Source organism: Bacillus cihuensis (genome assembly GCF_000504145.1).
In the GTDB taxonomy this organism is placed as follows: domain Bacteria; phylum Bacillota; class Bacilli; order Bacillales; family DSM-1321; genus Peribacillus; species Peribacillus huizhouensis.
In genome coordinates this window covers 2,321,885-2,345,992 of record NZ_KI632495.1, presented here as the reverse complement: position 1 = coordinate 2,345,992, position 24,108 = coordinate 2,321,885, and the positions used below count along the sequence as shown (strand labels likewise).

The following is a 24,108-nucleotide window of genomic DNA, read 5'->3' as shown; positions in this document are numbered from 1 at the left end:
ATTTTACTTGATATACGACAAATAATAAATCAGGATTCATTATGAGATACTAAAAATCAAAGGTGATAAAATGTATGGTTTTCCTTTTCATCTTACGAACCTTTGAGAGCAGGAGGATACCAATGAGTAAAGGGAAAATATTGATCGTGGAAGATGAAAGTAAAATTGCCCGTCTCATTCAATTAGAACTTGAGCATGAAGGATATGAAACAGGAACTGCGCGTACAGGATTAGATGGGTTCAATATGTTTCAACAAGAGAAATGGGACCTTCTTTTATTAGATGTGATGTTACCTGAATTAAATGGACTAGAAGTGTTAAGGCGTATTCGTTCAACGGATGACCAAACGCCCATTATTCTATTAACGGCACGTGATGCATTGCCCGATAAAGTAAGTGGACTCGATTTAGGTGCCAACGATTACATTACAAAGCCGTTTGAAATTGAAGAATTATTTGCACGTATACGCGTCTGGTTACGTCTCCCAGTTTCTCAAGAAGAAGGGACAACATCTTCTACTATTAAAGTTGGGGATCTAACGATAAATTCAAAAACTCGTGAAGTATATCGTGCGGATCAAATGATTGAGTTGACGCCAAAAGAATATGATTTACTTATCTATTTAATGGAAAATAAAAATCAAGTCTTAACGTTTGACCAATTGTTAACGAATGTATGGGGATTTGATTATTTCGGTGATTCCAATGTTGTCTATGTATACATTCGATATTTACGAAAAAAGATTGACGCACCATTTCAAACTCCTTATATTCACACAGTTCGTGGTGTTGGATATATGTTAAAGGAATAATATATGAAGCTACAAACGAAAATTGTTCTCACATCAACCCTTTTAATTTTTATTCTTTTGGTCGTTGCAAATAGTTCAATTTACTTTATTTTTAAAAAAACGATGACTGATAACGCAATTGAACGTCTTCAAGTAGAAAGTAAAAATATTGCAGAAGGATTAAAACCAGCAAGTAATCCAGCGAGTAATCCAGCCACTTTATTACGAGCGTATTTACCTCCTAATGGAATGATACGTATTCTTCCGCCAAAAGGTAAACCGTTGCTTATCGTTATTAGAGACCAAACTGAACTTAATGGTCTGCCATATTCATACAAGTCATTTGAACAAACAACCGTAGAAAACATTGAAGATCATTTATACGCCATTTCACACTCACCGATTATTTGGACAAATGGCGATGTCGTTTCGCTTGAAGTGACGGAACCATTAACAGATGTTGAGGAATCTTTACAAATTTTAAAAGTCATTTTACTGGTCGCTTCCCTCGTTATTTTAATTCCAACAATCTTGGGCGGGCGTGTATTAAGTCAAGTCATCTTACGACCGATTAAATCGCTTATTCAGACAATGGAAGAAATTCAGGAATCACGGACGTTTAAAAAAATCAGACGTGATACAAAATCCAAGGACGAACTGGATAAAATGGCGAATACATTTAACAATATGATGGATTTATTGGAGGAAAATTATAAAAAACAGGAGCAATTCGTATCGGATGCTTCTCATGAATTAAAAACGCCGCTTACCGTTGTAGAAAGTTACGCAAATATGTTAAAACGTTGGGGAATGAAGCGCCCTGATATTTTGGAAGAAGCAATCGAAGCCATTCATTCCGAGGCCATTCGAATGAAGCAGCTAACGGAACAAATGTTACTCCTTGCTAAAGGCGATGAACAATGGGAGATGCATATAGAGGAAATGGATATAAGTTTAGTCTGTAGGGATACAGCGAAGCATCTACAGCTTGCCTTTGAGAGAGCGATTTCGATTGATGTACAAACCAATAATCCGATCATTCGAGCAGATGAAAAAAAGGTCAAACAGTTACTCTATATTTTAGTGGATAATGCAATTAAATATAGCGAAAAATCCATTGATATTGCAATTTCTCGCAGTACATCTTCCATATTCATCGCTATTACGGATTATGGGATTGGGATTCCGAAAGAAGATCTAGCACATGTATATGAACGATTTTTTCGAGTAGATAAAGCAAGGACAAGAGAAACAGGCGGAACAGGATTGGGATTGCCTATCGCAACAAGAATTGTCGCTGCTCATAACGGGAAGATTCATATGGATAGTGAAGAAGGAAAAGGTACAACAGTTACAATTGAATTACCACTTTAAATTTTTAAGAGGATTCTCAGACTTCTCTAAGAATGCTCTGTTACACTATGATTCATTAACATATGGAGGTGAAAGAATGAAGAAGATAGCATTGACGATGTTATGCATTCTAATCATTGGTTTCGGTGGCTGGTACGGGGTTAATAAAGCATTTACTGCTCCGAGTTCTCTCCTACCAGAAGAGAATGTCAGTCAGATGATCCAACAGAAATATGGAGGAATCATTGAGGACATTAGCGTCTTTCAAGAAAATGAAAAGCTCAATTATTCCATTAAATTGATAAAAGCTCAGATTCCATATCAGGTAATTGTCAATGGACAGACAGGTGAAGTACTTGCCATGATAAAACAAACTACTACACAAAAGTCTGCGGCACAAAAACCTGCAGAACAAAAGCCTGCGGCACAAAAACCTGTAACACCAAAAATGAATCAAGCGGAATCAATCGCTAAATCCAATAAAAACAATCAAACAAATGCTTTTTCAAGTAGTGCGCTTCAAACGATTATTACAATTGATCAAGCAATAGGAATCGCCTTAGACAAAGCTCAAGGAACGATTGATGAAGTCGAATTAGGAGTAGAAGATGGCCAGCTTGTTTACGAAGTTGAAATCAAACAATCGGAAAAAAAGAAATCTGAAGTAATAATTAATCCTTACTCTGGGAAAGTTGAGTCCATTTCAATTGATACGCACAAGGATTCGGACGACGGTGACGATGATTAAACGTGTAGCGTTCAGCTACACGTTTTTTTATCCTTTCTTTTAACTCTTTAACAGAAGATGAAATGGTTTCTAACTAAAAATCAAGCGGCGGCGATCGACAAAACTTCATTGATTAGATGAAGATGTTTATCAGCGACAGTTCGGCTACTATAAAACAATTAATAAGACACTAAGGATATCGTTTTTTATAAAATCTTTTTCATTTCTAAGGGAATTCTAAGATTCTTTTACATAATCTTTAAACTTGAGACGTTAAGATATAACTAACAAATATGCAGGAGGTTTTAAACGATGAAATTAGCAGCAACGGTATTAACTGGAGTTTTAGTTGTAGGTGGATTAGGAGTGGGTGCTTATGCAATGGCAGCAAACCAACCGTCGACTAAAACTATGAATATAGTATCTAAAACAATTAGTAAAGACAGAGCAAAAGAAATAGCTTTAGGCGTATCTAAAGGTGGTCAAGTAACGGAGAGTCATTTAGATCAAGATCACGGAAGAAAAGAATATGAAGTAGAGATTCTCAATCAAGATACAGAATATGACGTGGATATTGATGCAACGACAGGAAAAGTATTAGAAGTAGAAAAAGATGATCGGGATAACGCTGATATTGATGATGAAGGTATAAGAACACTTCAAAACGAATCGCCAACAATTTCAGAAGAAAGTGCAAAGGAAATGGCGTTACAAAGTGTGAAGGGGACTGTAACTAAAACAGAATTGGATAACGATCATAATCGCTTAGTCTACGAATTTGAACTTATGACAGAAAGCGGCAATGAAGCAGAGGTTAAAGTAGATGCAACTACTGGAAAAGTAATAAAAGTTGAAATTGATGGAGATATAGGCGCACTTCAAAATGTATCGCCAAGCATTTCAGTAGAAGATGCAAAGAAAACAGCGTTACAAAGAGTGAAAGGGACTGTAACTAAAACAGAATTAGATGGCGATGATCAACGTATCGTTTACGAATTTACAATAATTACTGATAACGGCCGTGAAGTAGAAGTAAAAGTAGATGCAACAAGTGGACAAGTTTTAAAAGTTGAATTTGATGATTAAATGATCCATGTGTATTCTAACCTAAATCATTTAGGGGGAATATTAAAGAGAGAGAATATAGAAGGGCTTCATATGCGCCGGACAAAATGCACGAATGCCATTAGTTTTCTAAGAACTATACTAGGAGATATTTGTTGAAGGTATCATCCTCAACAAGAGGGGATACCATAAGAATAGAAAAAATTTATCCTCCCAAAAGGGGGTGTCTCAAAGCAGGGGCAGACCCTTTTGAGACACCCTCTTTTTAGAGGATATGGCTTCGTTATATTAGTAATAAGAAACCTCGTTATTACAAGTTAGGGAGAACTTTCTTCGCTCCTAAGAAGATCCAAGTACTGAGTATGAAAGGCATTGTTAAGGATGGAAGTCCATAAGGTAATAGCCAGGTTGTTACACTTGCTGTGACAGGTACTGTTAAGCAAGCTGCGCTAATTCCTGATATGAGCCCAATATGTTTTCGATCTTGATTAAATACTAAAGCTACGGCTAAACTGGTTAAAATGGCATTATAGCCATAAAGACCCATGAAAATTAAGGAATGTTCTCCGCCTAGTACATATGATGTGAGCAAAGCAACGGCATTGCCTAAAATGGCAAAGAGACCAAATTTCCAACTAGCCCAAAATACGGCGATAAATAATAGGGCACCACAATAGGGATTATCCAGGAAAAAAACTTGTCCAATTCCAGTAAAGGTTCCTTCCAACCAATTTACCTTTCCTGCTGTATTTAGTTCCCAATGTGCTAAATCTTGAGGCACTAATGACGCACTTAATTGGATTGCCTCAAGTCGATAAGAAACAAGTAGCGTAAACCAAGTCACGATAATAAAGGGTAGTGTAAGAATTGGGATTCCTGTGTTTTTCATAAAATGCATCATGGCGGCAGTTAAAATAGCTGCCACAGCTGCTCCAATTAAAACGAAAATCCATTGATTGGCTCCGGTTAATAACAATGTTAGTGCAAGCCCTGTTAGCACGGAATTATATCCAAATAAACCTTGATTCACACTATCCTCATCGGCCCCTCCCAATTTACCAATCAAGGTACCTATGATAGCGGATATTAAAGCAATCAATCCCAAATAATACGAATAAATTGTAAGGGATAGTAGAATGATTAATCCAGTAATGACATTCTCAATCAAGATAACTTGAGAAATTCCTTTCAATGAAGCTGACATTAACGAAAGAAACTTTCCCTCTGTTAAAGTAGCATTTTTGTTTTTTGGCATAATACTCACCTCTCGTTGGAATTTTTGAACATTTTAAATCCACTTGAATCTTGTTCATAAATTTTTAAGAAAAACCATTATCCTCTGACACATAATATGACTCTATTATGTTCAAAAATATTAATTCAAGAGAGGGCTAATGTAAAAAAGTACTCACCTACATAAAAACGATAGTTAAATCACATTTTATTAAAGGATTTTCCCGAGCCTTTATTATAATACCAGAATAATAATATAGCAGTCTTCCATTTGAAAAGATTTCTATATATAAAAATCTTCCATATTTCTTCGATACCTCTTCGATACCTCTTCGATACCTCCTTACAAAAGTCCATAATTTTTTTAAATATATGATCAATAAAAGCACAAGCGTCTACAGAGAAGAATCGCTATATATTATACTTGTATAGTATTTGAACGTTCGTTCTTCCTTCACACTCTAATGAGCGTTGCTTGTACGAGACATTAAAATATATAAAAAAATATATGAAACTTGATATATATATAAATTATGATATATTATTGCATCAAGGGAATCAAACATTGTATTCTTGCAAAAATACTAAAATTAGACAATAAACGACAGAAAAATCAGGTAATTTTCGAATATTTTACTTTTTAAAACCAAAAATGTATGTTATTTGGTTTTTATTTCATTTGAAAATATAGTGAAAAGATGGAAATCTAAGGGTTTCAACAATGAGAACACAGAATTATCGGACAATATCATTAAGAATGTTCGATTCCCTTTTTTTACATCAGAACAAAAGTAGGCCTTTATTAAGGGGGTATTTTCCCTGGAATGAGTCGCTACATAATATCAAGGAGGTTTTACTATGAAATTATTACCACGTGAGATCGACAAGCTCATGATTGTGGTGGCAGGAGATCTTGCCAAGAAACGGAAAGATAGAGGATTGAAATTAAACCATCCAGAATCTGTAGCACTTATTACGTATGAAGTGTTAGAAGGAGCAAGAGATGGAAAAACGGTTGCTGAATTAATGGAGTATGGTGCAACGATTTTGTCACGTGAAGATGTGATGGAAGGTATTCCAGAGATGATTCATGATATTCAAGTAGAAGCAACTTTTCCAGATGGAACAAAACTAGTAACGGTTCATAATCCAATTCGTTAAAAAGGAGGCATCATTTCATGATACCTGGACAATACATTGTAAAAGAAGAAGACATTATTATCAATGAAGGTAAAGCGATAAATACGATTTCAGTCATCAATACGGGAGATCGCCCAGTTCAAATTGGATCACATTTCCATTTTTATGAAGTGAACGAGGCTCTTCAATTTAATCGTGAGGAAGCATTTGGAAAACGCTTGAACATACCTGCAGGTGCTGCGGTTCGTTTTGAACCTGGCGATGAAAAAGAAGTAGAATTGCTTTCTTTTGCTGGGGAACAACGTGTATATGGATTTAACAATAAAGTTGATGGATCTGTTCAAGGAGGATGCAAGTAATGAGCTACAAAATGTCAAGACAACAATATTCACAAATGTACGGTCCGACTACAGGGGACTCTATTCGTTTAGCAGATACAGATTTATTCATTCAAATTGAGAAAGATTATACAACGTATGGAGAAGAAGTCGTGTTTGGCGGCGGAAAAGTAATTCGTGATGGGATGGGACAACATCCTCTTGCGACTCGCAAAGATGATAATGTTCCAGATATCGTGATTACAAATGCGGTTATCCTTGATTATACAGGGATTGTGAAAGCAGACATTGCCATCCGTGACGGAAAAATTGCCGCAATCGGGAAAGCGGGAAATCCTTTAGTACAAGATAATGTGGATATTGTGATCGGTGCATCTACAGAAATCATCGCTGGTGAAGGCTTGATTGTAACAGCTGGTGCGATTGATACCCATGTTCACTTTATTAACCCAGGGCAAATTGAAACGGCATTAGCTGCTGGTACGACAACATTAATTGGTGGTGGAACAGGTCCAGCTGCTGGGTCAAAAGCGACAACGGTAACTCCTGGGGAATGGAATATTCATCGCATGCTTCTTGCTGCAGAAGGAATGCCAATCAATGTTGGGTTTACAAGTAAAGGACAAGCTGCATCTGAAGAACCACTGATCGAGCAAGTAAAAGCAGGTGCAATTGGCTTAAAAGTACACGAAGACTGGGGAGCAACAGCTTCAGCTCTTGACTATGCATTACGTGTAGCTGATAAATATGATGTTCAAGTAGCAGTTCATGCTGATACGTTGAATGAAGGTGGCTTCATGGAAACGACGATGGCTGCCATTAAAGATCGAGTGATTCACATGTACCATACAGAAGGTGCGGGTGGTGGACATGCGCCAGATTTAATTAAATCAGCAGGCTATAATAATATTCTGCCATCTTCAACGAACCCAACTTTACCATTTACTGTAAATACAGTTGATGAGCATTTAGATATGTTAATGGTTTGTCATCATTTAAATCCATCGATTCCAGAAGATCTTGCGTTTGCTGATTCACGAATTCGCCGTGAAACGATCGCAGCTGAAGATATTCTTCATGATATGGGTGTCATTAGTATGGTTAGCTCAGATTCACAAGCGATGGGTCGAGTTGGCGAAGTTGTTTTACGTACATGGCAAACAGCAGACAAAATGAAAAAACAACGCGGAGTTTTAGAAGGTGATAGTGAATTTTCTGATAATAACCGTGCAAAACGTTTTGTAGCTAAATATACAATCAACCCTGCCATCACACATGGTATTTCTGAATATGTTGGTTCAATTGAAGTTGGGAAAATCGCCGATTTAGTTCTTTGGTCTCCAGCATTTTTCGGTGTGAAACCTGAAATGATCCTGAAAAATGGTTTTGCGGTAGAGAGCTTAATGGGAGATGCGAATGCATCTATTCCGACACCTGAGCCAATGATTTACCGTCCAATGTATGCACAAGTTGGCAAAGCTTTATCAAAAAGTTCAATCACGTTTATTTCTCAAGCGGCTTATGATGATAAAGTTCATGAAAAACTTGGTTTGGAAAAATTGGTTCTTCCAGTTCGCGGTATCCGTAACTTAACGAAAAAAGATATGAAACATAATTCTGAAACTCCTAAGATCACTGTTGATCCACAAACATATGAAGTAACAGTGGACGGAGAGCCTATTACATGTGAACCTGTTGATACTGTACCAATGGGACAAAGATATTTCCTATTCTGAGGTGAAAGCATTGATTATCGAACAAATTGTTACGAATATTGAACAAATGGCAACAGAAGAAATAGACAAACGTCATAAAGAGAAAGTCTATCTTGAAAGTGCCGATTTAGTGAAACGAATTCAAAGAGTGACAACGGATCATGGCACAGAAATAGGAATTCGATTAAAGAATCCTCGTGATCTTGTTGCTGGTGATGTTTTATTTATGGACGATAAAAATATGATTATTATCGATGTTTTATCTGATGACTTATTAGTTATTAGCCCACGTACATTGAAAGAAATGGGAACAATTGCTCATCAATTAGGGAATCGCCATCTTCCAGCTCAATTTGAAGAAAATGAGATGCTCGTTCAATACGATTATTTAGTTGAGGAACTACTACAAGAGCTTCAAATTCCTTTCAAACGCGAAGATCGGAAAGTAAAACAGGCGTTTCGTCATATTGGACATAGCCATGAATCCTAATATTCTAGCATTATTCCAATTATGTGATTCAAACCTTCCGACAGGAGCGTTTAGTCATTCATATGGTTTGGAGACGTATATTCAAGAAGATCAAGTACATGATCAAGCTACATTTGCAAAATGGCTTCACGTATATTTACATGAGCAGCTCATCTATTCGGATGGGCTTGCTTCCCATCTCGTATATGAGGCACTTGAGAAGGAAGACTTCCAAACAGTTTGGAAGTTTGATCGAATGCTAACAGTTCAAAGCTTGCCGCGTGAAACGAGGGATGGTACCCAAAGAATGGGGGAGCGCATGTTAAGTCTTGTGGAAGCTCTGTATGATGTACCGGTCTTAACAGAATATAGAAAGCGAATTAAAGAGAAAAAATCGTTTGGACATTCAGCTATTGTTTTTACGATCATTGGGCATCATCTTGGTGTTCCTAAATCAACTACAACTCTCTATTATTTATATTCTGTTATTTCAAGCTTGATTCAAAATGCTGTACGGGCGATTCCGTTAGGGCAGACTGCTGGTCAAAAAACGATTCAACAGTTTCAGAGTGAATTAGTGACCGCAACTGCAAAAATTGAAAATTTGGCTGAAGAGGACTTTGGTATTACTTCGCCAGGTTTAGAATTAGCGCAAATGAAACATGAACGTGTTAACATACGTATTTTTATGTCTTAATTATGAATTAAAGGAAGTGCATTACAATGGAACCAATTAAAATTGGTGTAGGTGGACCTGTTGGTGCAGGGAAAACAATGCTAGTAGAAAAGTTGACAAGACATTTTGCTGGTGAAATTAGCATGGCGGTTGTAACGAATGACATTTATACAAAAGAAGATGCGAAATTTTTAATGAATAATGGAGTACTGCCTGCTGATCGGATTATTGGTGTTGAAACAGGCGGCTGTCCTCATACAGCAATCCGTGAAGATGCATCGATGAACTTTGCGGCAATTGATGAATTAATAGAGAATCATCCAGACGTTGAACTGATTTTTGTTGAAAGTGGCGGCGATAACTTGGCAGCTACATTCAGTCCGGAACTTGTTGATTTCTCTATCTATATTATCGATGTAGCCCAAGGGGAAAAAATTCCACGTAAAGGTGGACAAGGGATGATTAAATCTGATTTATTTATCATTAATAAAACGGATTTAGCTCCTTACGTTGGTGCAAGTTTGGAAGTAATGGAATCAGATACGAAAGTTTTCCGTGGGAATAAGCCATTTGTTTTCACGAATTTAAAAGATAATACAGGCCTTGATCAAGTGATGGATTGGATTAGGAAGAATGCACTTTTAAAAGGATTGGAATAAATGGAAAATTGGACAGGGACTTTGCGTTTAGATGTGGAAGTACGTCAAGGGAAGACCGTTGCTAAAAATGTGTATTTTCAAGGTGCATTGAAAGTGATGCGCCCTATATACCATGATAATTCTGGGCAAGCATGTTATTATATTTTGAACCCAGGCGGCGGTTATTTAGACGGAGATCGCTATAAACTGCAATTTTCATTAAAAGAACAAGCCAAATTAACATTAACAACACAATCGGCTACAAAAGTTTATAAAACTCCTAATCAACATGCTTATCAGGAAACAGAATTTTTCTTGAAAAAAGGAAGTTATTTAGAATATATTCCGGACCCGCTAATCATGTATCGCGATGCTCAATATGTACAGAAAAATGTGATTCGGATGGAAAAAGGCGCTACGCTTATTTATTCTGATATTCTTACACCAGGGTGGTCTCCTGATGGCGATCAATTCAGCTATGATCGACTTCGATTGTTGAATGAAATCTATATGGACGATGAGTTAGTGGTGTATGATCATATTAAAGTGAATCCAGCTGAACAAGATATGCAGTCAATCGGCTTTATGGAAGGATACACCCATTTAGGTTCAATGTTTGTCATTGGTGAACAAACAAACGCCGAATTGCTTGACAAATTGCATCATTTAATGGACCAAAACGAGCAAGATTATAAGTTTGGGCTCTCCATGCTATCGGTCAAAGGATTCTCTATCCGTGTGTTAGCGAACAAAACGCAAACGATAGAAAGAATATTTTCGGAATGCCATCAATTGATTAGTGAAGATTGGTTTAACACTAAACCAGCTTTTCTAAGGAAGTACTAATTTCTAGAATTCGGCAATCGTCAAGGTTGCCGAATTTTTTTAGAAATAATGCTTGTTTATCTAGGTAGGAAATGGATACTTTCTAAAAAAAGTTATACATGAACGTATTCCAATGAAAGGGCTTTATAGGTAAAATTTAGTTTCGTTCAAGATCTACTAACGATACTTACAGTAAAAAGAGTTGGGGAATCGGCAGTTTACACCCTTGTATTTGGGATAGGACGGTCAATAGGATGTGTTGTTAACAATTACTGGGATTTTGTTTATGTTAGGCATGAAACGTATCTTAATGAATCGCACTCAGATTAACAACGGGTGTCATTCGTACTTTATTTGGTATATACTATATGTATAATTTAGGGATGCATGAAGGATTGATTAATCTCTAGATTAAAAAAAGGGATATTTGAATTGTGCAACATTAAGTTGCTCCTATTTATGGATGGGGGATATTTATGAATACTCTTGGATATGCAATTCTCAGTGCACTTGGTAGAAAACCATGCTCAGGATATGAATTAGTACAATATTTAGACGCAGTATGGCCTGCGAAACATAGTCAAATTTATCCTCGTTTATCCAAGATGGAACAGAACGGGCTTCTTGTATTTGAAGAAGTTGTACAAACTGGTAAACCGGATAAAAAGATATTTTCGATCACAGAAAAAGGAAGAGAAACGTTAGAAAAATGGGTCACGGAATCTCCATCTGATCCGATTATGCGAGATGAATTTCTCATAAAGATAAATTCTATTTGGTTGTCGGATGAGGAAAGTGCGAAAAAACTCATTCAGGATCGAATTTCGAATCTAGAACAAAAAGTTGCTTATCGAGCTGATACAATAGCAGAGTTGGAACAAAAGCATCGAGAAAATACGATGTCTAAGCATTTTGGTCGCTATCTTCTCTTTAATCGACGGAACATGATGGACAAAGAGGAGATTTCATGGTGTGAATGGGTTCTGAATTTACTGGAGAAAACAAACTTTAACATAAGCAAACTTATGTTATGGTTGATAGGTGCTGGAAAACTTAATCTAGTCATTCAAAATATGATGGCAGTCAGTGAAATCTGAGAATCCAATTGAAGTAAGATCAAGTTAATTGAATCCAAACTGCTAATTTTGGGACAGTCTGCTTTTATTAACGATATGAACGAATCCAATTACCATAATGCTAACTCAAAAATCAAATAGCAAGGGTGAGGCAATCGTGTATTTGGACCAAAGCCAAGTGTCTATAAAAGTCTTGGCTGCTTGTATGTTGAAAATTTTTATCAAATGAATCCTTTGATCTGCTCAAGTTACTGTTTTAGCGATCAAGGGTTTTTTTTTTGAAAAAATTTTTAGACGATGCTACTTTTTTTGTTTTTGCTCTTATAAAGAGAGTGACAATATAAAAAGGAGCGAGAATAATGGAAAAATTAAACTTTGAAACCATTAAACATTATCAATCTTTCAAGACAATTGAGGAAATGGATCAATCCGTTCGAGGATTTTTGTATAAGCACAAAGCTGAATTATCAGAAGGCACCAACAAAGTCTTAACCTTCATTTGGAGACATTCCGTGAAGGTTATTGGTGTGAGTTTTGCTAAATATGACTATATTGCCAAAAACGTTCAGCTATGTCGAAGGACAGTCATTCGTGCCATTAAAAAGCTAGAGGAGTTAGGAATTATTAAAAAAATTCCGACAGCGAAAATGAATGGTAAACAAGGTGTGAATATCATAATAATCCAATCTTTTCAACAACTAGATGATTTGAAAAATAATGTGTCACCCCAGGTTGTCACTGCACCTGTCACTCCTAATAAAACAGGGAATAAACAAAGCTCACTCTGTGAGAATCAATTAAAACCTACTAACGTAACAGAGAAAAGGAATCAATTTGATCAGGCTGATGAGAGTACTACTCAAGAATTAGACGAGAGCTTTCTGCCAGAATCCGTTCACAAAGAATTTGTCCAAGCTGCCAAGCCTTTTTTTGAAGCGTTAGCGATCTATAAGCTTTGGAATCGGGTGCTTATTGCCTATAAAAAAATCAATCTCGAACGCCCGTTAGAAGATTTGATAGAAGAAGTCGTCAGTGCCTTTAAACAAACGATTTTTGCCAAACAAATAGGGAAAATTCACTCAACGTTCGAAGGTTATTTTTATAGTGTACTCTATGCAAAATGGATTGTAGAAAAAAGGAATGAAAACAGACATTTGCTGTATGATTTTTTGGAAGAAAATGTGGGAAGTTAAGCAGATATCAAGATTAACTGAAACTAGGGATTCAAAAAAATAGGTTGGGGGTTATTCATTACTTATAGATTCACTTTATCATTTTTCCAAGTCGAGCTAATTGTATAGCGGCGGTATAAAGCTACCTTATCTTCCGTGTTCTAGACGATTGATCATTTGCATCCTTTTTTAGCATTAGTCTATATTGCAGAGTAGGGGCCAAATACTAAGATATTAGCTATTTATGACCAATTGGGCTTGGCTTAGAATGAAAAGTGGGTATTAAACCTCGCTCCGTCATAAAGTTGCGGAATAATCCATTTTGAATTGCGGTTAATCGAGCAATAATAAAACAATTTAAAAACCTATATAATGAAATAAAACCCACATTCTTTTTTTATTTTAAACTCGAAACAGCATATATAATTGTTGTATAATATATGCTAGTAATGAGTCATAAACTTCTATTAGTGTGGTTCGTTTACAATAGGAAAACGTAACGAACATCTTACCGTTTTTTTGTATAAATGTTAAAGAAGTAGCTTATTTCATACTTATAATTTTGGATAGATTCAATACGGAAAGAGAGTGTTCATTATGGGCCGTAAGTGGAACAATATTAAAGAAAAAAAAGCATCAAAGGATGCAAATACAAGTCGTATATATGCAAAGTTTGGGCGTGAAATTTATGTAGTAGCCAAGCAAGGCGAGCCGGATCCAGAATCTAATCAGGCTTTAAAAGTTGTACTCGAACGTGCAAAAACGTACAACGTACCAAAAGCGATCATTGACCGTGCGATTGAAAAAGCCAAAGGTGGTTCAGATGAAAGCTATGACGAACTTCGTTATGAAGGCTTTGGACCTAACGGCTCAATGGTAATTGTCGATGCACTGACAAATAACGTGAACCGTACTGCATCAGATGTTCGTGCGGCATTTGGTAAAAACGGAGGTAATATGGGAGTCAGCGGTTCTGTAGCCTATATGTTTGATGCAACAGCTGTCTTCGGCCTTGAAGGGAAAACAGCAGATGAAGTTCTTGAATTATTAATGGAAGCTGATGTAGACGTACGAGACATCGTAGAAGAAGATGAATCGGTTATCATTTATGCGGAACCTGATCAGTTTCATGCTGTACAAGAAGCATTGAAGAATGTTGGGATCACTGAATTCACAGTTGCCGAACTAACGATGCTGGCACAAAATGACTTAACACTAGAAGCAGATGCACAAGCGCAATTTGAAAAAATGATTGATGCGTTAGAAGATTTAGAAGACGTTCAGCAAGTCTACCATAATGTAGATTTAGGTGAATAATATATGAAAGCAGAGGCTGTCCCATAATGAATGGTTCAGACCCCACATCTATTCAAGGTCGTTAAACGGTGTATAGAATGTGAGGTCAAAACCTTTTTGGGACGTCCTCTGCTTATTTTATTTGAAGGCTATGTTAAAGCTCATTGTTGATTTTGACTCTATGTTAATTGGAGCGGAATGCGAGAGGCTCACGCGGAAAGCGAAAGCTTCTCGTTGCAATCAACTGGCAAGTTTAACAGAGCCAATTTGAGAATACTTTAATGGATAGACCTCGTTTTCAATACATGGTAAATATTGCTGAGCTCTAACCCTTTAAATGTTAGTATAGCTTTTACATGCCTCTTTAGTAATCCTCAATTAGCCAATCAAAAATGTACAACAATGCCACGAATCTCCCGGTTTGAAAACATGCTACGAAATTAAATTTTTACACATATTTTACAATTTTTTACCTCATGTTAATGTTGCCAGCTTGGTACCAAGTTAGGATGAAACTAGGCAATCGATATGAATGGGGGAGAGGTAGAATGAAGGTTGAATTACATTGTCATACGACTATTTCAGATGGGTCTTGTTCATTCGAAGAGGTATTGGAACTTGCGGCAAGGGAAAGAATTAGTCATTTAGCGATTACGAATCATGATACAACGTATGGTTTGCCAGAGATGGTAGAAAAGGGAAATAAAGCAGGGGTAGAAATTATCCCTGGTATTGAAGTTTCAGGATATGATTTTGCAAGGGGCAGACGTGTACATCTATTAGGCTATTATGTGGATTATGGACATAAGGCGCTAATAGAGCTCTGTCAGCCATTGATCGAACAGAGGCATGCAGCATCTGAAGAAATGGTCAAGCGGTTAATCTATTCTGGTTATGAAATAACTTGGAGTCAGGTTTGTAAGTATAAGGGAGAATCCGGAGTTTATAAACAACATATTATGCTGGCATTAATGGAAGCAGGCTATACGGATTCAATCTTTGGTGATTTGTATAAGCGGCTTTTCAGTCGTGGGCAAAATGGCGAAGAGCCAGGGATTGCTTTCCTTCCCATGGAGTATGTGGATGCACGTCTTGCTGTGAAAGCGATACGTGAGGCTGGCGGTGTTCCGGTTCTTGCTCATCCTGGACAATATGATAGCTATGAAATCATTCCGGATCTTATCAAGGCAGGACTTGAAGGAATTGAAGTTCTTCATCCACATCACAGTCGTGCGGAAGAACAAATAGCAATTCAATATGCAGAAAAATACAATCTAATCATGACTGGTGGTTCAGATTTTCATGGGGAGTATGGGGATAAACCTGTAAGGCTCGGCAGTAAAAGCCCTGGGATTGAATGTGTGGATGCCCTAAAATTAAAGAAACAGAGCACAATTAAATTATGAAAAAATTGAAGCACTCATGAAGAAATAAAGTATTCTAACTCACTCTTTGCTCATCAATTTTTACGAGGATGTACCAAAACTAAGGTCTGACTTCACATCTCTTATATATCGTTTAACCGGTGTATAAAGTGTGGGGTCTGACTTTTTGGGACATCCTCTATTTTCTTTACAAAATTGTAATGATAGCTTCATAATCTCTCCTTACACTAGCACTAATAAGAAAATTGCCTTAGGTGTACATAAAGGAGGAGTGTCTGGTGACAGAAAAAGTCGTTTTAGTGGATCATTTGATTTCTGAAATAAAAAAGGGCAAGTTTCAATCCAATAAAAAATTACCTTCAGAGCATGTATTAGCTGATCAATTTAAAGTTCCAAGAATGGTTGTAAGAAAGGCATACGAACAGCTTCAAGATCTAGGTTATATCTATTCAAAGCAAGGTAAGGGCAGTTATGTCCAAGATAGTAAGATACAAATTCCATTAATTCTTTCTGGAGACGTAAGCTTCACTGAGAAAATGAAAGAATTACACTTTCCGTTTCAAACAATTACGATTTTTTGCGAGGAAGTTCCTTTTGATCAGAAGATTTTTCAAAGTTTGAATGTTGGAAATGATGAGAAGGTATTTAAAATTGGCAGGTTGAGACTAATCGACGAACTTCCTATTGCTCTTCATACTTCTTTTGTAGCACAGACGATTTTTCCTGAGATTGAAAAGGATGGCCCGAATATTTCCTCTATGTTTCTATATTATAAGCAGCGTGGCTTTTTAGAATTTGGTTCCAACAGCAGCACGCTAAATGTGATTTTCCCCACTCCAAATGAACGAGAGATTTTACAGTGTTCCAATTTAGTGCCACTTTTACAAGTAGAATCAGAATGTGTGGATAAAAATAGTGGTCAAGTTCTTGAGCATACGGTCATTATATATCGCAGCGATTATTTCACCTATGTTATCTAAAAAGTAGATACCTTTATTGTGTGGCTTTTACAAATTTTATACATAGATTTACTCTTTCTTAACGTACGTTCACTTGGCAACAAGATACATTGTAGATGTAGCAAGAAACTAAAAACATTTGGAGGCCGATTGAATGAAAAGAAAGGAAAGAACAGAGATTTTGATTCAAGGCTCTTCTACCATTGCGAAAGATTTGGCCAAGGAAATAGAAATGAAATATACAGTAACCGTCATTCAACAGCCTGAGAATGGTCTAGTCTTACTAAAGGCAAGAGAGACGGCTAAGAAGAGCTTATTTTATCTCGGAGAATTATTGGTGACAGAATGTAAGGTACAAATTCAAAATTCAATAGGGATCGGCATCGTGAAGGGATATCAGGAAGAACTGGCTTATTGTCTAGCTGTCATTGATGCTGCGTATCAGGCGGATCTTACTGAAACGAGAGTGTGGCCACACATATTGGAAAAAGAAAAAGAGAATATACAGAAAAATCGTCAAGAGTTACATCAATCAATCTTAAGAACCAAAGTAAGCTTTGAAACGATGGACGTTCAATAAGGGGGGATAACGATGAAATTGGATGTAGTTCATGATCTTCAGGCAGTTTATAGGAAGCTAGTAGATGCGACTTCAAGACCTGGGTCAGTCATAGATTTGCAAAGGGAAGTTGAAGTTTTGGATGTTCAAACCAACTGTTTATCTACAACGTTACTAATTGCACTTACAGTCCTTGATCCAGAAGTCACTTTTAAGGTAATTACTAAGCAGGAAGAGGCTGTGTCTAGATTGATTAATCAGCTTACTTATTCAAAATCTGTTGATGCTTCAGACGCTGACTTCATTTTTATTTTAGAGGACGCGCTGCATGAGGAAATGGGAGACGCAATGAATCAAGCAAAGGTAGGAAACCTTTCAAACCCACATGAATCAGCCATGATTATTTTAGAAGTTTCAGATGTAACGAAAGGGAAACCTGTGAAACTTTCAGGACCTGGGATTCAAGGGGAAACCTATCTAAATATGCAAAATGTCTCGAACTGGATGGAGATGAGAAATGAAAAAAACATAGAGTTTCCTTTGGGAATTGATATGTATTTCGTGGATCACCAGCATCAATTACTAGCTATTCCGAGAACTACGCAAATTAAAGAAAATGGGTGGGAGATTAAATGGGATATGTAGCAGTAAAGGGCGGAACACAGGCCATTGAAGAATCCATCAAACGCTTAAAGTATGAGCGACTGCAAAAAGGGATAGTTTTAGACGTACATACGATTGAAGTTGGCATGAGAGGGTTAATAGATCAGGTCATGTCAGAAAGCAGTTTATATGATCAATCTTTGTCTGCAATAGCCATTAAACAAGCTGAGGGAAATCCAGAAGAAGCGGTATTTCTCCTTAGAGCCTATCGATCCACTTTGCCGCGAAAACATGTTTCACGAATTATCGGGTCCGAAGATATGAATGTTGAGCGGAGGATTTCTGCTAGCTTTAAAGATATACCTGGTGGACAGATTTTAGGTGCTACGACCGATTACACCCATAGGTTACTAGATTGGGAATTAGAGAAGGAAACGGAAGAAAGCATTCAGGATTGGTTATATGCCTATCATGCTGAGAATCGATTGAAAGAATATGATCAAAACCATATGAGTGATTTAACCAATTTACCAAAAGTTTTGGACTACTTAAGAAGTGAAGGATTACTAGCAAGCTGTGAAAACAATGACTCGCAGCCTGAAGATGTAACAAGAACAAGTCTAGAGTTTCCTTCAGAACGAAGTGAACGCCTACAAATTCTAACAAGAGGGCAGACAGGTGCTGTCACATCACTAGCATATGCTGTCATACGTGGATATGGTGCTCTACATCCAACAGTAGGGGAGTTACGTGTAGGTCAACTTCCAGTCTATATCGATCATCCACTTGACGAAGGTCAAGAAGAAGATAGCTATTATATCGGCGATTTCCAAGCGACAGAAGTAGAAATGCTCATGCCAGTAACAGTGGAGAAAGAACGAGGAAAGAAAGAAATGGAGTTTGAAATTGGCTATGGGCTCTGCTTTGGGCAAAATGAAACGAAGGCAATTGCAATGGGTATTTTAGATAATTGCTTGCAACATCCTAATCCTGATTTCCCAAGCCATAATGAAGAATTTGTTCTATATCATATCGATTCAGTAGAATCAACAGGCTTCATTTCCCATTTGAAGATGCCTCATTATGTTACGTTTCAATCTAAGCTTGATAGTATCCGGAAGACGAAAGTGAAGGCAAGTACTGGAGAGACAGGAGGTGGAATCAATGAATAAATCTTATAATTTTGCATTCTTTGATGAAGGATCGAAACGGGAAATTAGAAGGGCAACCTTAAAAGCGATTGCGATACCCGGTTACCAAGTACCTTTTGCTTCTAGGGAAATGCCGATTGGCCGTGGGTGGGGAACAGGTGGATTACAGCTTACCTTATCATTAATTGGAAAAGACGATGTTCTTAAAGTGATTGATCAAGGATCCGATGAGTCCGTTAATGCCGTTAATATAAAAAAACTGGTGTCAGACACGACTGGGGTAAGAACGACGGATAGAACAAGTGAAGCAACGTTAATCCAGTCTAGACACCGGGTGCCTGAAGTGCCATTGCAACAAGACCAAATATTAATCCTTCAAGTTCCATTACCTGAACCTTTAAGGAGTTTTGAATCGAGCGAACATGAAACGAAAAAGCTACACGCTGAGAGAGAGTATAGCGGGGCATGGTTGATGTTATTTGAACAGATTATGAAGTATGGAACGATGGCGACAGATGCCGATCATCCAGTTATGGTTCACGATCGGTATGTCATGGCACCAAGCCCGATTCCAAGATTTGATAATCAAAAGCTAGACTATAGTGAAGCGCTCATTTTGTTAGGTGCCGGCAGGGAGAAGAAGGTATATGCAGTGCCTCCTTATACAAAAGTAACGTCTTTAGCATTCGATGATTATGAATTTGAGATAGAGTCCTTTGTGAATCGTGAGTGTGTTCTCTGTGGTTCCAAAGACGTATTTTTGGATGAACTCGTTGATCAAGACACAGGAGCAACGTATTTCCAATGCAATGATACAAGTAATTGTCTTGATGTAGTCAATCAAAAATAATCATTGGGGGTGAAATAAATGGCTGAACTTGAAGTACCAGTGTTATCCGTTAAACAATTGAACAAACAATTTGGGAAAGGCTGTTCATCATGCAAAGACAAGGAATCTGCAGATATGATCAAAAACTATTGTCGCGAATGCGGAACGGTTTATGCATGTCGTGATGTGACGTTTGATGTGTATCAAGGTGAAGTTCTTGGAATTGTAGGAGAGAGTGGTAGTGGAAAATCTACCTTAATGAAAAGTCTGTATTTTGATCAAGACGTGACGAATGGTGAAATGTATGTGGCGGGTTTTGAGAATGGAAAAAAGAATGTATTGAATGAGTCGGCACAGAAAAAAAGATATATTCGAAATCACCTAATGGGCAAGGTTTATCAAAACCCGATACTAGGATTGAAAATGAATTTCTCCTCGATCGGTAATATTGCTGAAAAGTTAATTTCTGCTGGAAACAGACATGTCGGCAGCATGGAAACAAGGGGGGCAGGTCTTCTCGAAGAGGTGAATATTCCGATTCACCGGATGAAAGAAGAGCCAAAGAACTTTTCCGGTGGGATGCAGCAACGTGTTCAAATAGCTAAAGCATTATCGAACAATCCACCGATCCTACTTTTAGATGAGGTCACTACTGGTTTAGATTTATCGGTTCAAGCAAGTGTGTTGGATTTAATTAGAGGCCTGCAAAGAGAATTGAATATTAGCATTGTACTAGTTTCTCATGATTTGGGCGTAATTCGGATGCTTGCAGATCGTACGCTCGTTATGTTGGAAGGAAGAGTTGTCGAGCAAGGTTTAACTGATCAAATACTTGAAGATCCGCAGCATCCTTACACGCAACAATTAGTCCATTCACTGTTGTAAAAGTAAATGTCTTAGAAAAATGGAGGAAGAAATATTGTTGCTGATTAAAAATGGAAAAATAATAACGGAAGATTTAATACTAGTAGACCATGATCTCTTAATTAAGGGGGATGAAATTTATACAATTGCCCCTGCCGGTGAGATAGAAACGAGTGCTGAAATGGAAGTGTTGGACGCTTTGGGTGGATATGTATCACCAGGTTTTATTGATCTCCACTCAGACTATATTGAACATATGACTGCACCGCGCCCTACTTCTTTAATGAATTTTCCTATGAGCTTAAGAGAAACAGAAAAGGAACTGATCACCCATGGAATTACGACGATGTTTCACTCTCTTTCTCTTTATAAATCAACAGAGTACTCCTATAAGCCAATTCGTGAGCCTGAAAACGTCAGAAAGCTAATTGACTTAATCGATCAAACGCATACGATGAAACACTTAGTCCGACATCGATTTCATGCCAGATATGAAATCGATAATCTCGAGGATATTGATCGTTTAAAAGAATATGTGTTAGAAAAGAAAGTACATTTAGTCTCATTCATGGACCATACACCAGGGCAAGGACAGTACAGACATTTAGAGATTTATCGAAACACGTTAAGAGGCTATAACGATTACAGTGATGAAGCGATTGATGGGATGATTCTTACTCATCAAACAAAAGAGAAGCTAACGATAGAAAGAATGAAAGAAATTGCCCTATTAGCGAGAGAAAATAATATTGCTGTTGCCTCGCATGATGATGATTCGATTGAAAAGCTTGAACTAGTTCAAAGCTTTGGAACGAATATTAGTGAGTTTCCCATCACGCTCGAAATTGCCCGTAAAGCACATGAATCAGGAATGCACACAATAGCAGGTGCACCAAATGTACTTTTGGGAGGTTCTCACAGCGGTAACTTAAGTGCTTCTGAAGCGATTCAAGATGGCAGCATTGATATATTATGTAGCGATTATTACCCAGCAGCCCTTCTTCATGCAGTGTTTGAATTAGTGAATAACTATGGAATGGACCTTGTTGATATGTTTAAGCTAGTCACCATTAATCCTGCCAAGGCAGTCAAAATGGATCATGAATTAGGGTCCATTCGTGAAGGGAAAAAGGCTGATTTACTTATTATCGAAAAAATACCTGATGATTTCCCTGTGATAACAAGTGTTATCGTGGATGGTAAGTTGATTCAAAGGACGAATTATCGGCTATAAAATGAAACTTTTATCAGTTGTTTATTTCATCTCCCACTGATGGTTAGTTAAACGGGATAAATCACGACTTTAGAAAGCTGGTGGCAAAATGGACAACCTACTAGAGATTAAAGATTTGTCAAAATCCTTTATTTTACATAATCTAGGCAAGAATATTCAAGCGGTCAAAGATATTACGATTCAAATTAAAAAAGGTGAATTTATTGGCATTACAGGCAAGAGTGGCAGTGGGAAATCGACAATCTTAAAATCAATTTATGGTACTTATCGGCTTCAAGAAGGTAGTATTTGGTATGATTCAACCCACTATGGTCCCATTAATCTAGCAAAAGCGACAGAAAGGGAAATGATTTACTTGCGTAAGCATGAGATTGGCTATGTTTCTCAATTTTTAAATGTGATGCCAAGAACGACAGCAAGGCAGCTCGTAACTGAGGCAATCCTTGAAATGGGACAAACAAAAGAAATTGCCCATATGGAAACAGAGAAAATTCTTAATCACTTTGAATTAGGAAGAGAGCTATGGGATAGCTATCCTGCAACTTTTTCAGGTGGGGAGAAGCTCAGGCTAAATATTGCAAGAGCAATGGTGAAAAGACCACGGCTCCTCTTATTAGATGAGCCAACAGCAAGTTTAGATCACGAATCGAAATGGAAAGTGAAGACTTTGCTTGAACAACTAATGAAAGAAGGAACGACTATGCTCGGTATTTTTCATGACTTAGAGTTTATGAATGGGCTAGTAAATAAAGAATATAGCATGAAGAATGGACAGTTTAGTCGCACTATTCAAAAAGATATAACAATTCCTTCATGAAATCTTAACCTAAAATTCAGCAAACTTCACAGTAGATTGATATTGACCCTGTATTGTTAACATAGTAGTGATTGGTTTATTTAATGTAGAGTTTTTAAATTTGAGAGGAGCTTTGTCATGAAAAGATCGATTATGTCTATTCTGATGTTAGTAATTTTGGTAATTGTTGCGGGCTGTTCTTCTAATAGTACATCTGGAGGCACTAAAGCAGAAGAAGATGATACATTAACAATTGCTTGGCTTCCAAATGAATCTGGGGAAGATCTAGGGGAAACGCGTGATGAGATCGGGCGGATTTTGGAAGAAAGTACTGGAAAAAAGGTCGAACACAAAACTACAACAGATTATATTGTTGCAATCGAGGCAATAGCTAATGGAAATGCTGACTTAGCTTTCTTAGGAGCACAAGGATATATTGAAGCAAACAACAAAAATGATAAAGTTCAAGCTCTAGTAGTTCCAAGTGGTGAATCAGGTACATTGGATGATGCGGTCTATTATAGCTGGTTGGCTGTTCAAAAAGAAAATGTGGATACATATAAAAATAACGGCGAATATGTCATAGATAATATTCAAGGTAAAAAATTCTCATTCGTATCAAATAGCTCTACCTCTGGTTTTAAAGTACCTTCCACAGGAATCGTTGATTATTTCTCTCAACAAGATAAATATAAAGACTTAACGGCCGAAGATTTATTAGAAGGGGGCAAAGGTAAATTCTTTAGTGAAGTATTATATGGAGGTTCTCATCAAGGATCTGCTGTGAATTTACTGTCCGGAAAAGTAGATGTGGCAGCGTTTTGTGACACATGTGTGAATAATTATGTGGAACTTGCTGATGGGGAAGAAAATAAAGCAGGTGCTGTATACAAGGTAAAGAAGGATGCTGCAGAACCGTTTAATACAGTTGTAGGTCAAGAGTTTTCACTTATTTCAGTAACCCCAGTGTTGAATGCACCTTTCGTGGTGAATACGGAATTAGTTAGTGATGAAACGCGCGAAAAAATTCTTGAAACATTAACTTCTGATGAAGTCGCAAATAATGAAAAGATATTTGTACCAGAGGACTCAGAGTTTTCAGGCCTATTTAAAAAGAAAAGCGGAGATGAAAGTTTAGTGCAAGTTGAGGATGACTGGTTCAATCCAATTCGAGAATTGTCTAAATAATTTATCCCGCATTAACGAGCAGTAAG

25 protein-coding genes are annotated in these 24,108 nt (G+C 37.2%); 24 read left to right on the top strand and 1 reads right to left on the bottom strand.

Annotated elements, in window-relative coordinates; translation table 11 throughout:
• Positions 1-122 precede the first annotated feature (122 nt).
• The 4 genes from V179_RS0116995 to V179_RS28215 all read left to right on the top strand — a co-directional run bounded on the left by V179_RS0116995 (position 123) and on the right by V179_RS28215 (position 3,957).
• The gene (locus V179_RS0116995; protein ID WP_028392547.1) at positions 123-812 is read left to right on the top strand and encodes a response regulator transcription factor; all 690 of its coding nucleotides are present in this window, start codon (positions 123-125) and stop codon (positions 810-812) included.
• Positions 813-815: 3 nt separating this feature from the next.
• Positions 816-2,165: a sensor histidine kinase gene (locus tag V179_RS0116990; protein WP_028392546.1), complete on the top strand. Its 1,350-nt coding sequence runs from the start codon at positions 816-818 to the stop codon at positions 2,163-2,165.
• Positions 2,166-2,241: 76 nt separating this feature from the next.
• Positions 2,242-2,892 carry a PepSY domain-containing protein gene (locus V179_RS29225; protein WP_051404999.1) on the top strand — a complete coding sequence of 217 codons (651 nt, stop codon included), beginning with the start codon at positions 2,242-2,244 and terminating at the stop codon, positions 2,890-2,892.
• Between the two features lie 291 nt (positions 2,893-3,183).
• On the top strand, positions 3,184-3,957 hold the full coding sequence (locus V179_RS28215; RefSeq protein WP_051404998.1) for a PepSY domain-containing protein: 774 nt from the start codon (positions 3,184-3,186) through the stop codon (positions 3,955-3,957).
• Positions 3,958-4,246: 289 nt separating this feature from the next.
• Here V179_RS28215 and V179_RS0116975 read toward each other — a convergent pair whose 3' ends face one another.
• Complete coding sequence (locus V179_RS0116975; protein WP_034301299.1) at positions 4,247-5,191, bottom strand: urea transporter; 945 nt, start codon at positions 5,189-5,191, stop codon at positions 4,247-4,249.
• Positions 5,192-6,027: 836 nt separating this feature from the next.
• Here V179_RS0116975 and V179_RS0116970 point away from each other — a divergent pair.
• The 20 genes from V179_RS0116970 to phnD all read left to right on the top strand — a co-directional run bounded on the left by V179_RS0116970 (position 6,028) and on the right by phnD (position 24,082).
• Complete coding sequence (locus V179_RS0116970; RefSeq protein ID WP_028392544.1) at positions 6,028-6,330, top strand: urease subunit gamma; 303 nt, start codon at positions 6,028-6,030, stop codon at positions 6,328-6,330.
• A 17-nt stretch (positions 6,331-6,347) separates the two neighbouring features.
• A complete protein-coding gene (ureB, locus tag V179_RS0116965; protein WP_028392543.1) occupies positions 6,348-6,668 on the top strand; it encodes an urease subunit beta in 321 nt (106 codons plus the stop codon).
• Positions 6,668-8,383 (top strand): urease subunit alpha, encoded by a 1,716-nt coding sequence (ureC, locus tag V179_RS0116960; protein ID WP_028392542.1) that lies wholly within the window; start codon positions 6,668-6,670, stop codon positions 8,381-8,383. Before ureB ends, ureC begins: the two co-directional genes overlap by 1 nt.
• Positions 8,384-8,393: 10 nt before the next feature.
• On the top strand, positions 8,394-8,852 hold the full coding sequence (ureE, locus tag V179_RS0116955; RefSeq protein ID WP_028392541.1) for an urease accessory protein UreE: 459 nt from the start codon (positions 8,394-8,396) through the stop codon (positions 8,850-8,852).
• Positions 8,842-9,528, top strand: a complete 687-nt coding sequence (locus V179_RS0116950) for an urease accessory protein UreF (RefSeq protein WP_028392540.1) — start codon at positions 8,842-8,844, stop codon at positions 9,526-9,528. The genes ureE and V179_RS0116950 overlap by 11 nt, the downstream gene beginning before the upstream one ends.
• 26 nt (positions 9,529-9,554) lie before the next feature.
• On the top strand, positions 9,555-10,166 hold the full coding sequence (gene ureG, locus V179_RS0116945; RefSeq protein ID WP_028392539.1) for an urease accessory protein UreG: 612 nt from the start codon (positions 9,555-9,557) through the stop codon (positions 10,164-10,166).
• Positions 10,167-10,991 (top strand): urease accessory protein UreD, encoded by an 825-nt coding sequence (locus V179_RS0116940; RefSeq protein WP_028392538.1) that lies wholly within the window; start codon positions 10,167-10,169, stop codon positions 10,989-10,991.
• 455 nt (positions 10,992-11,446) lie between these two features.
• Positions 11,447-12,067 carry a PadR family transcriptional regulator gene (locus V179_RS28210; RefSeq protein ID WP_051404997.1) on the top strand — a complete coding sequence of 207 codons (621 nt, stop codon included), beginning with the start codon at positions 11,447-11,449 and terminating at the stop codon, positions 12,065-12,067.
• Positions 12,068-12,405: 338 nt separating this feature from the next.
• Positions 12,406-13,239 (top strand): helix-turn-helix domain-containing protein, encoded by an 834-nt coding sequence (locus V179_RS29220; RefSeq protein WP_051404996.1) that lies wholly within the window; start codon positions 12,406-12,408, stop codon positions 13,237-13,239.
• 576 nt (positions 13,240-13,815) lie between these two features.
• Entirely contained in the window at positions 13,816-14,535 is a 720-nt protein-coding gene (locus V179_RS0116925; protein WP_028392537.1) for a YebC/PmpR family DNA-binding transcriptional regulator, read from the top strand.
• 527 nt (positions 14,536-15,062) lie between these two features.
• Positions 15,063-15,920, top strand: a complete 858-nt coding sequence (locus tag V179_RS0116920; RefSeq protein WP_028392536.1) for a PHP domain-containing protein — start codon at positions 15,063-15,065, stop codon at positions 15,918-15,920.
• Between the two features lie 257 nt (positions 15,921-16,177).
• Entirely contained in the window at positions 16,178-16,879 is a 702-nt protein-coding gene (locus V179_RS0116915; RefSeq protein ID WP_028392535.1) for a GntR family transcriptional regulator, read from the top strand.
• Positions 16,880-17,012: 133 nt separating this feature from the next.
• Complete coding sequence (gene phnG / locus V179_RS0116910) at positions 17,013-17,438, top strand: phosphonate C-P lyase system protein PhnG (RefSeq protein WP_028392534.1); 426 nt, start codon at positions 17,013-17,015, stop codon at positions 17,436-17,438.
• 12 nt (positions 17,439-17,450) lie between these two features.
• Positions 17,451-18,062: a phosphonate C-P lyase system protein PhnH gene (phnH, locus tag V179_RS0116905; protein WP_028392533.1), complete on the top strand. Its 612-nt coding sequence runs from the start codon at positions 17,451-17,453 to the stop codon at positions 18,060-18,062.
• Complete coding sequence (locus V179_RS0116900; protein ID WP_028392532.1) at positions 18,050-19,192, top strand: carbon-phosphorus lyase complex subunit PhnI; 1,143 nt, start codon at positions 18,050-18,052, stop codon at positions 19,190-19,192. The genes phnH and V179_RS0116900 overlap by 13 nt, the downstream gene beginning before the upstream one ends.
• Positions 19,185-20,021: an alpha-D-ribose 1-methylphosphonate 5-phosphate C-P-lyase PhnJ gene (locus V179_RS0116895; protein WP_028392531.1), complete on the top strand. Its 837-nt coding sequence runs from the start codon at positions 19,185-19,187 to the stop codon at positions 20,019-20,021. Before V179_RS0116900 ends, V179_RS0116895 begins: the two co-directional genes overlap by 8 nt.
• 18 nt (positions 20,022-20,039) lie before the next feature.
• Complete coding sequence (locus tag V179_RS0116890) at positions 20,040-20,885, top strand: ATP-binding cassette domain-containing protein (RefSeq protein ID WP_028392530.1); 846 nt, start codon at positions 20,040-20,042, stop codon at positions 20,883-20,885.
• A 34-nt stretch (positions 20,886-20,919) separates the two neighbouring features.
• Positions 20,920-22,098, top strand: coding sequence for a phosphonate metabolism protein PhnM (gene phnM / locus V179_RS0116885; protein ID WP_028392529.1), 1,179 nt, complete (start codon positions 20,920-20,922; stop codon positions 22,096-22,098).
• Positions 22,099-22,186: 88 nt separating this feature from the next.
• The gene (locus V179_RS0116880; RefSeq protein WP_028392528.1) at positions 22,187-22,915 is read left to right on the top strand and encodes a phosphonate C-P lyase system protein PhnL; all 729 of its coding nucleotides are present in this window, start codon (positions 22,187-22,189) and stop codon (positions 22,913-22,915) included.
• A 117-nt stretch (positions 22,916-23,032) separates the two neighbouring features.
• Positions 23,033-24,082 carry a phosphate/phosphite/phosphonate ABC transporter substrate-binding protein gene (gene phnD, locus V179_RS0116875; RefSeq protein ID WP_028392527.1) on the top strand — a complete coding sequence of 350 codons (1,050 nt, stop codon included), beginning with the start codon at positions 23,033-23,035 and terminating at the stop codon, positions 24,080-24,082.
• The last annotated feature ends 26 nt before the right edge of the window (positions 24,083-24,108 follow it).

Coding starts and splice junctions, on each gene's coding strand:
- V179_RS0116995 (WP_028392547.1), top strand. CDS start 123: ATGAGTAAAGGGAAAATATTGATCGTGGAAGATGAAAGTAAAATTGCC.
- V179_RS0116990 (WP_028392546.1), top strand. CDS start 816: ATGAAGCTACAAACGAAAATTGTTCTCACATCAACCCTTTTAATTTTT.
- V179_RS29225 (WP_051404999.1), top strand. CDS start 2,242: ATGAAGAAGATAGCATTGACGATGTTATGCATTCTAATCATTGGTTTC.
- V179_RS28215 (WP_051404998.1), top strand. CDS start 3,184: ATGAAATTAGCAGCAACGGTATTAACTGGAGTTTTAGTTGTAGGTGGA.
- V179_RS0116975 (WP_034301299.1), bottom strand. CDS start 5,191: ATGCCAAAAAACAAAAATGCTACTTTAACAGAGGGAAAGTTTCTTTCG.
- V179_RS0116970 (WP_028392544.1), top strand. CDS start 6,028: ATGAAATTATTACCACGTGAGATCGACAAGCTCATGATTGTGGTGGCA.
- ureB (WP_028392543.1), top strand. CDS start 6,348: ATGATACCTGGACAATACATTGTAAAAGAAGAAGACATTATTATCAAT.
- ureC (WP_028392542.1), top strand. CDS start 6,668: ATGAGCTACAAAATGTCAAGACAACAATATTCACAAATGTACGGTCCG.
- V179_RS0116950 (WP_028392540.1), top strand. CDS start 8,842: ATGAATCCTAATATTCTAGCATTATTCCAATTATGTGATTCAAACCTT.
- ureG (WP_028392539.1), top strand. CDS start 9,555: ATGGAACCAATTAAAATTGGTGTAGGTGGACCTGTTGGTGCAGGGAAA.
- V179_RS0116940 (WP_028392538.1), top strand. CDS start 10,167: ATGGAAAATTGGACAGGGACTTTGCGTTTAGATGTGGAAGTACGTCAA.
- V179_RS28210 (WP_051404997.1), top strand. CDS start 11,447: ATGAATACTCTTGGATATGCAATTCTCAGTGCACTTGGTAGAAAACCA.
- V179_RS29220 (WP_051404996.1), top strand. CDS start 12,406: ATGGAAAAATTAAACTTTGAAACCATTAAACATTATCAATCTTTCAAG.
- V179_RS0116925 (WP_028392537.1), top strand. CDS start 13,816: ATGGGCCGTAAGTGGAACAATATTAAAGAAAAAAAAGCATCAAAGGAT.
- V179_RS0116920 (WP_028392536.1), top strand. CDS start 15,063: ATGAAGGTTGAATTACATTGTCATACGACTATTTCAGATGGGTCTTGT.
- phnG (WP_028392534.1), top strand. CDS start 17,013: ATGAAAAGAAAGGAAAGAACAGAGATTTTGATTCAAGGCTCTTCTACC.
- phnH (WP_028392533.1), top strand. CDS start 17,451: ATGAAATTGGATGTAGTTCATGATCTTCAGGCAGTTTATAGGAAGCTA.
- V179_RS0116900 (WP_028392532.1), top strand. CDS start 18,050: ATGGGATATGTAGCAGTAAAGGGCGGAACACAGGCCATTGAAGAATCC.
- V179_RS0116895 (WP_028392531.1), top strand. CDS start 19,185: ATGAATAAATCTTATAATTTTGCATTCTTTGATGAAGGATCGAAACGG.
- V179_RS0116890 (WP_028392530.1), top strand. CDS start 20,040: ATGGCTGAACTTGAAGTACCAGTGTTATCCGTTAAACAATTGAACAAA.
- V179_RS0116880 (WP_028392528.1), top strand. CDS start 22,187: ATGGACAACCTACTAGAGATTAAAGATTTGTCAAAATCCTTTATTTTA.
- phnD (WP_028392527.1), top strand. CDS start 23,033: ATGAAAAGATCGATTATGTCTATTCTGATGTTAGTAATTTTGGTAATT.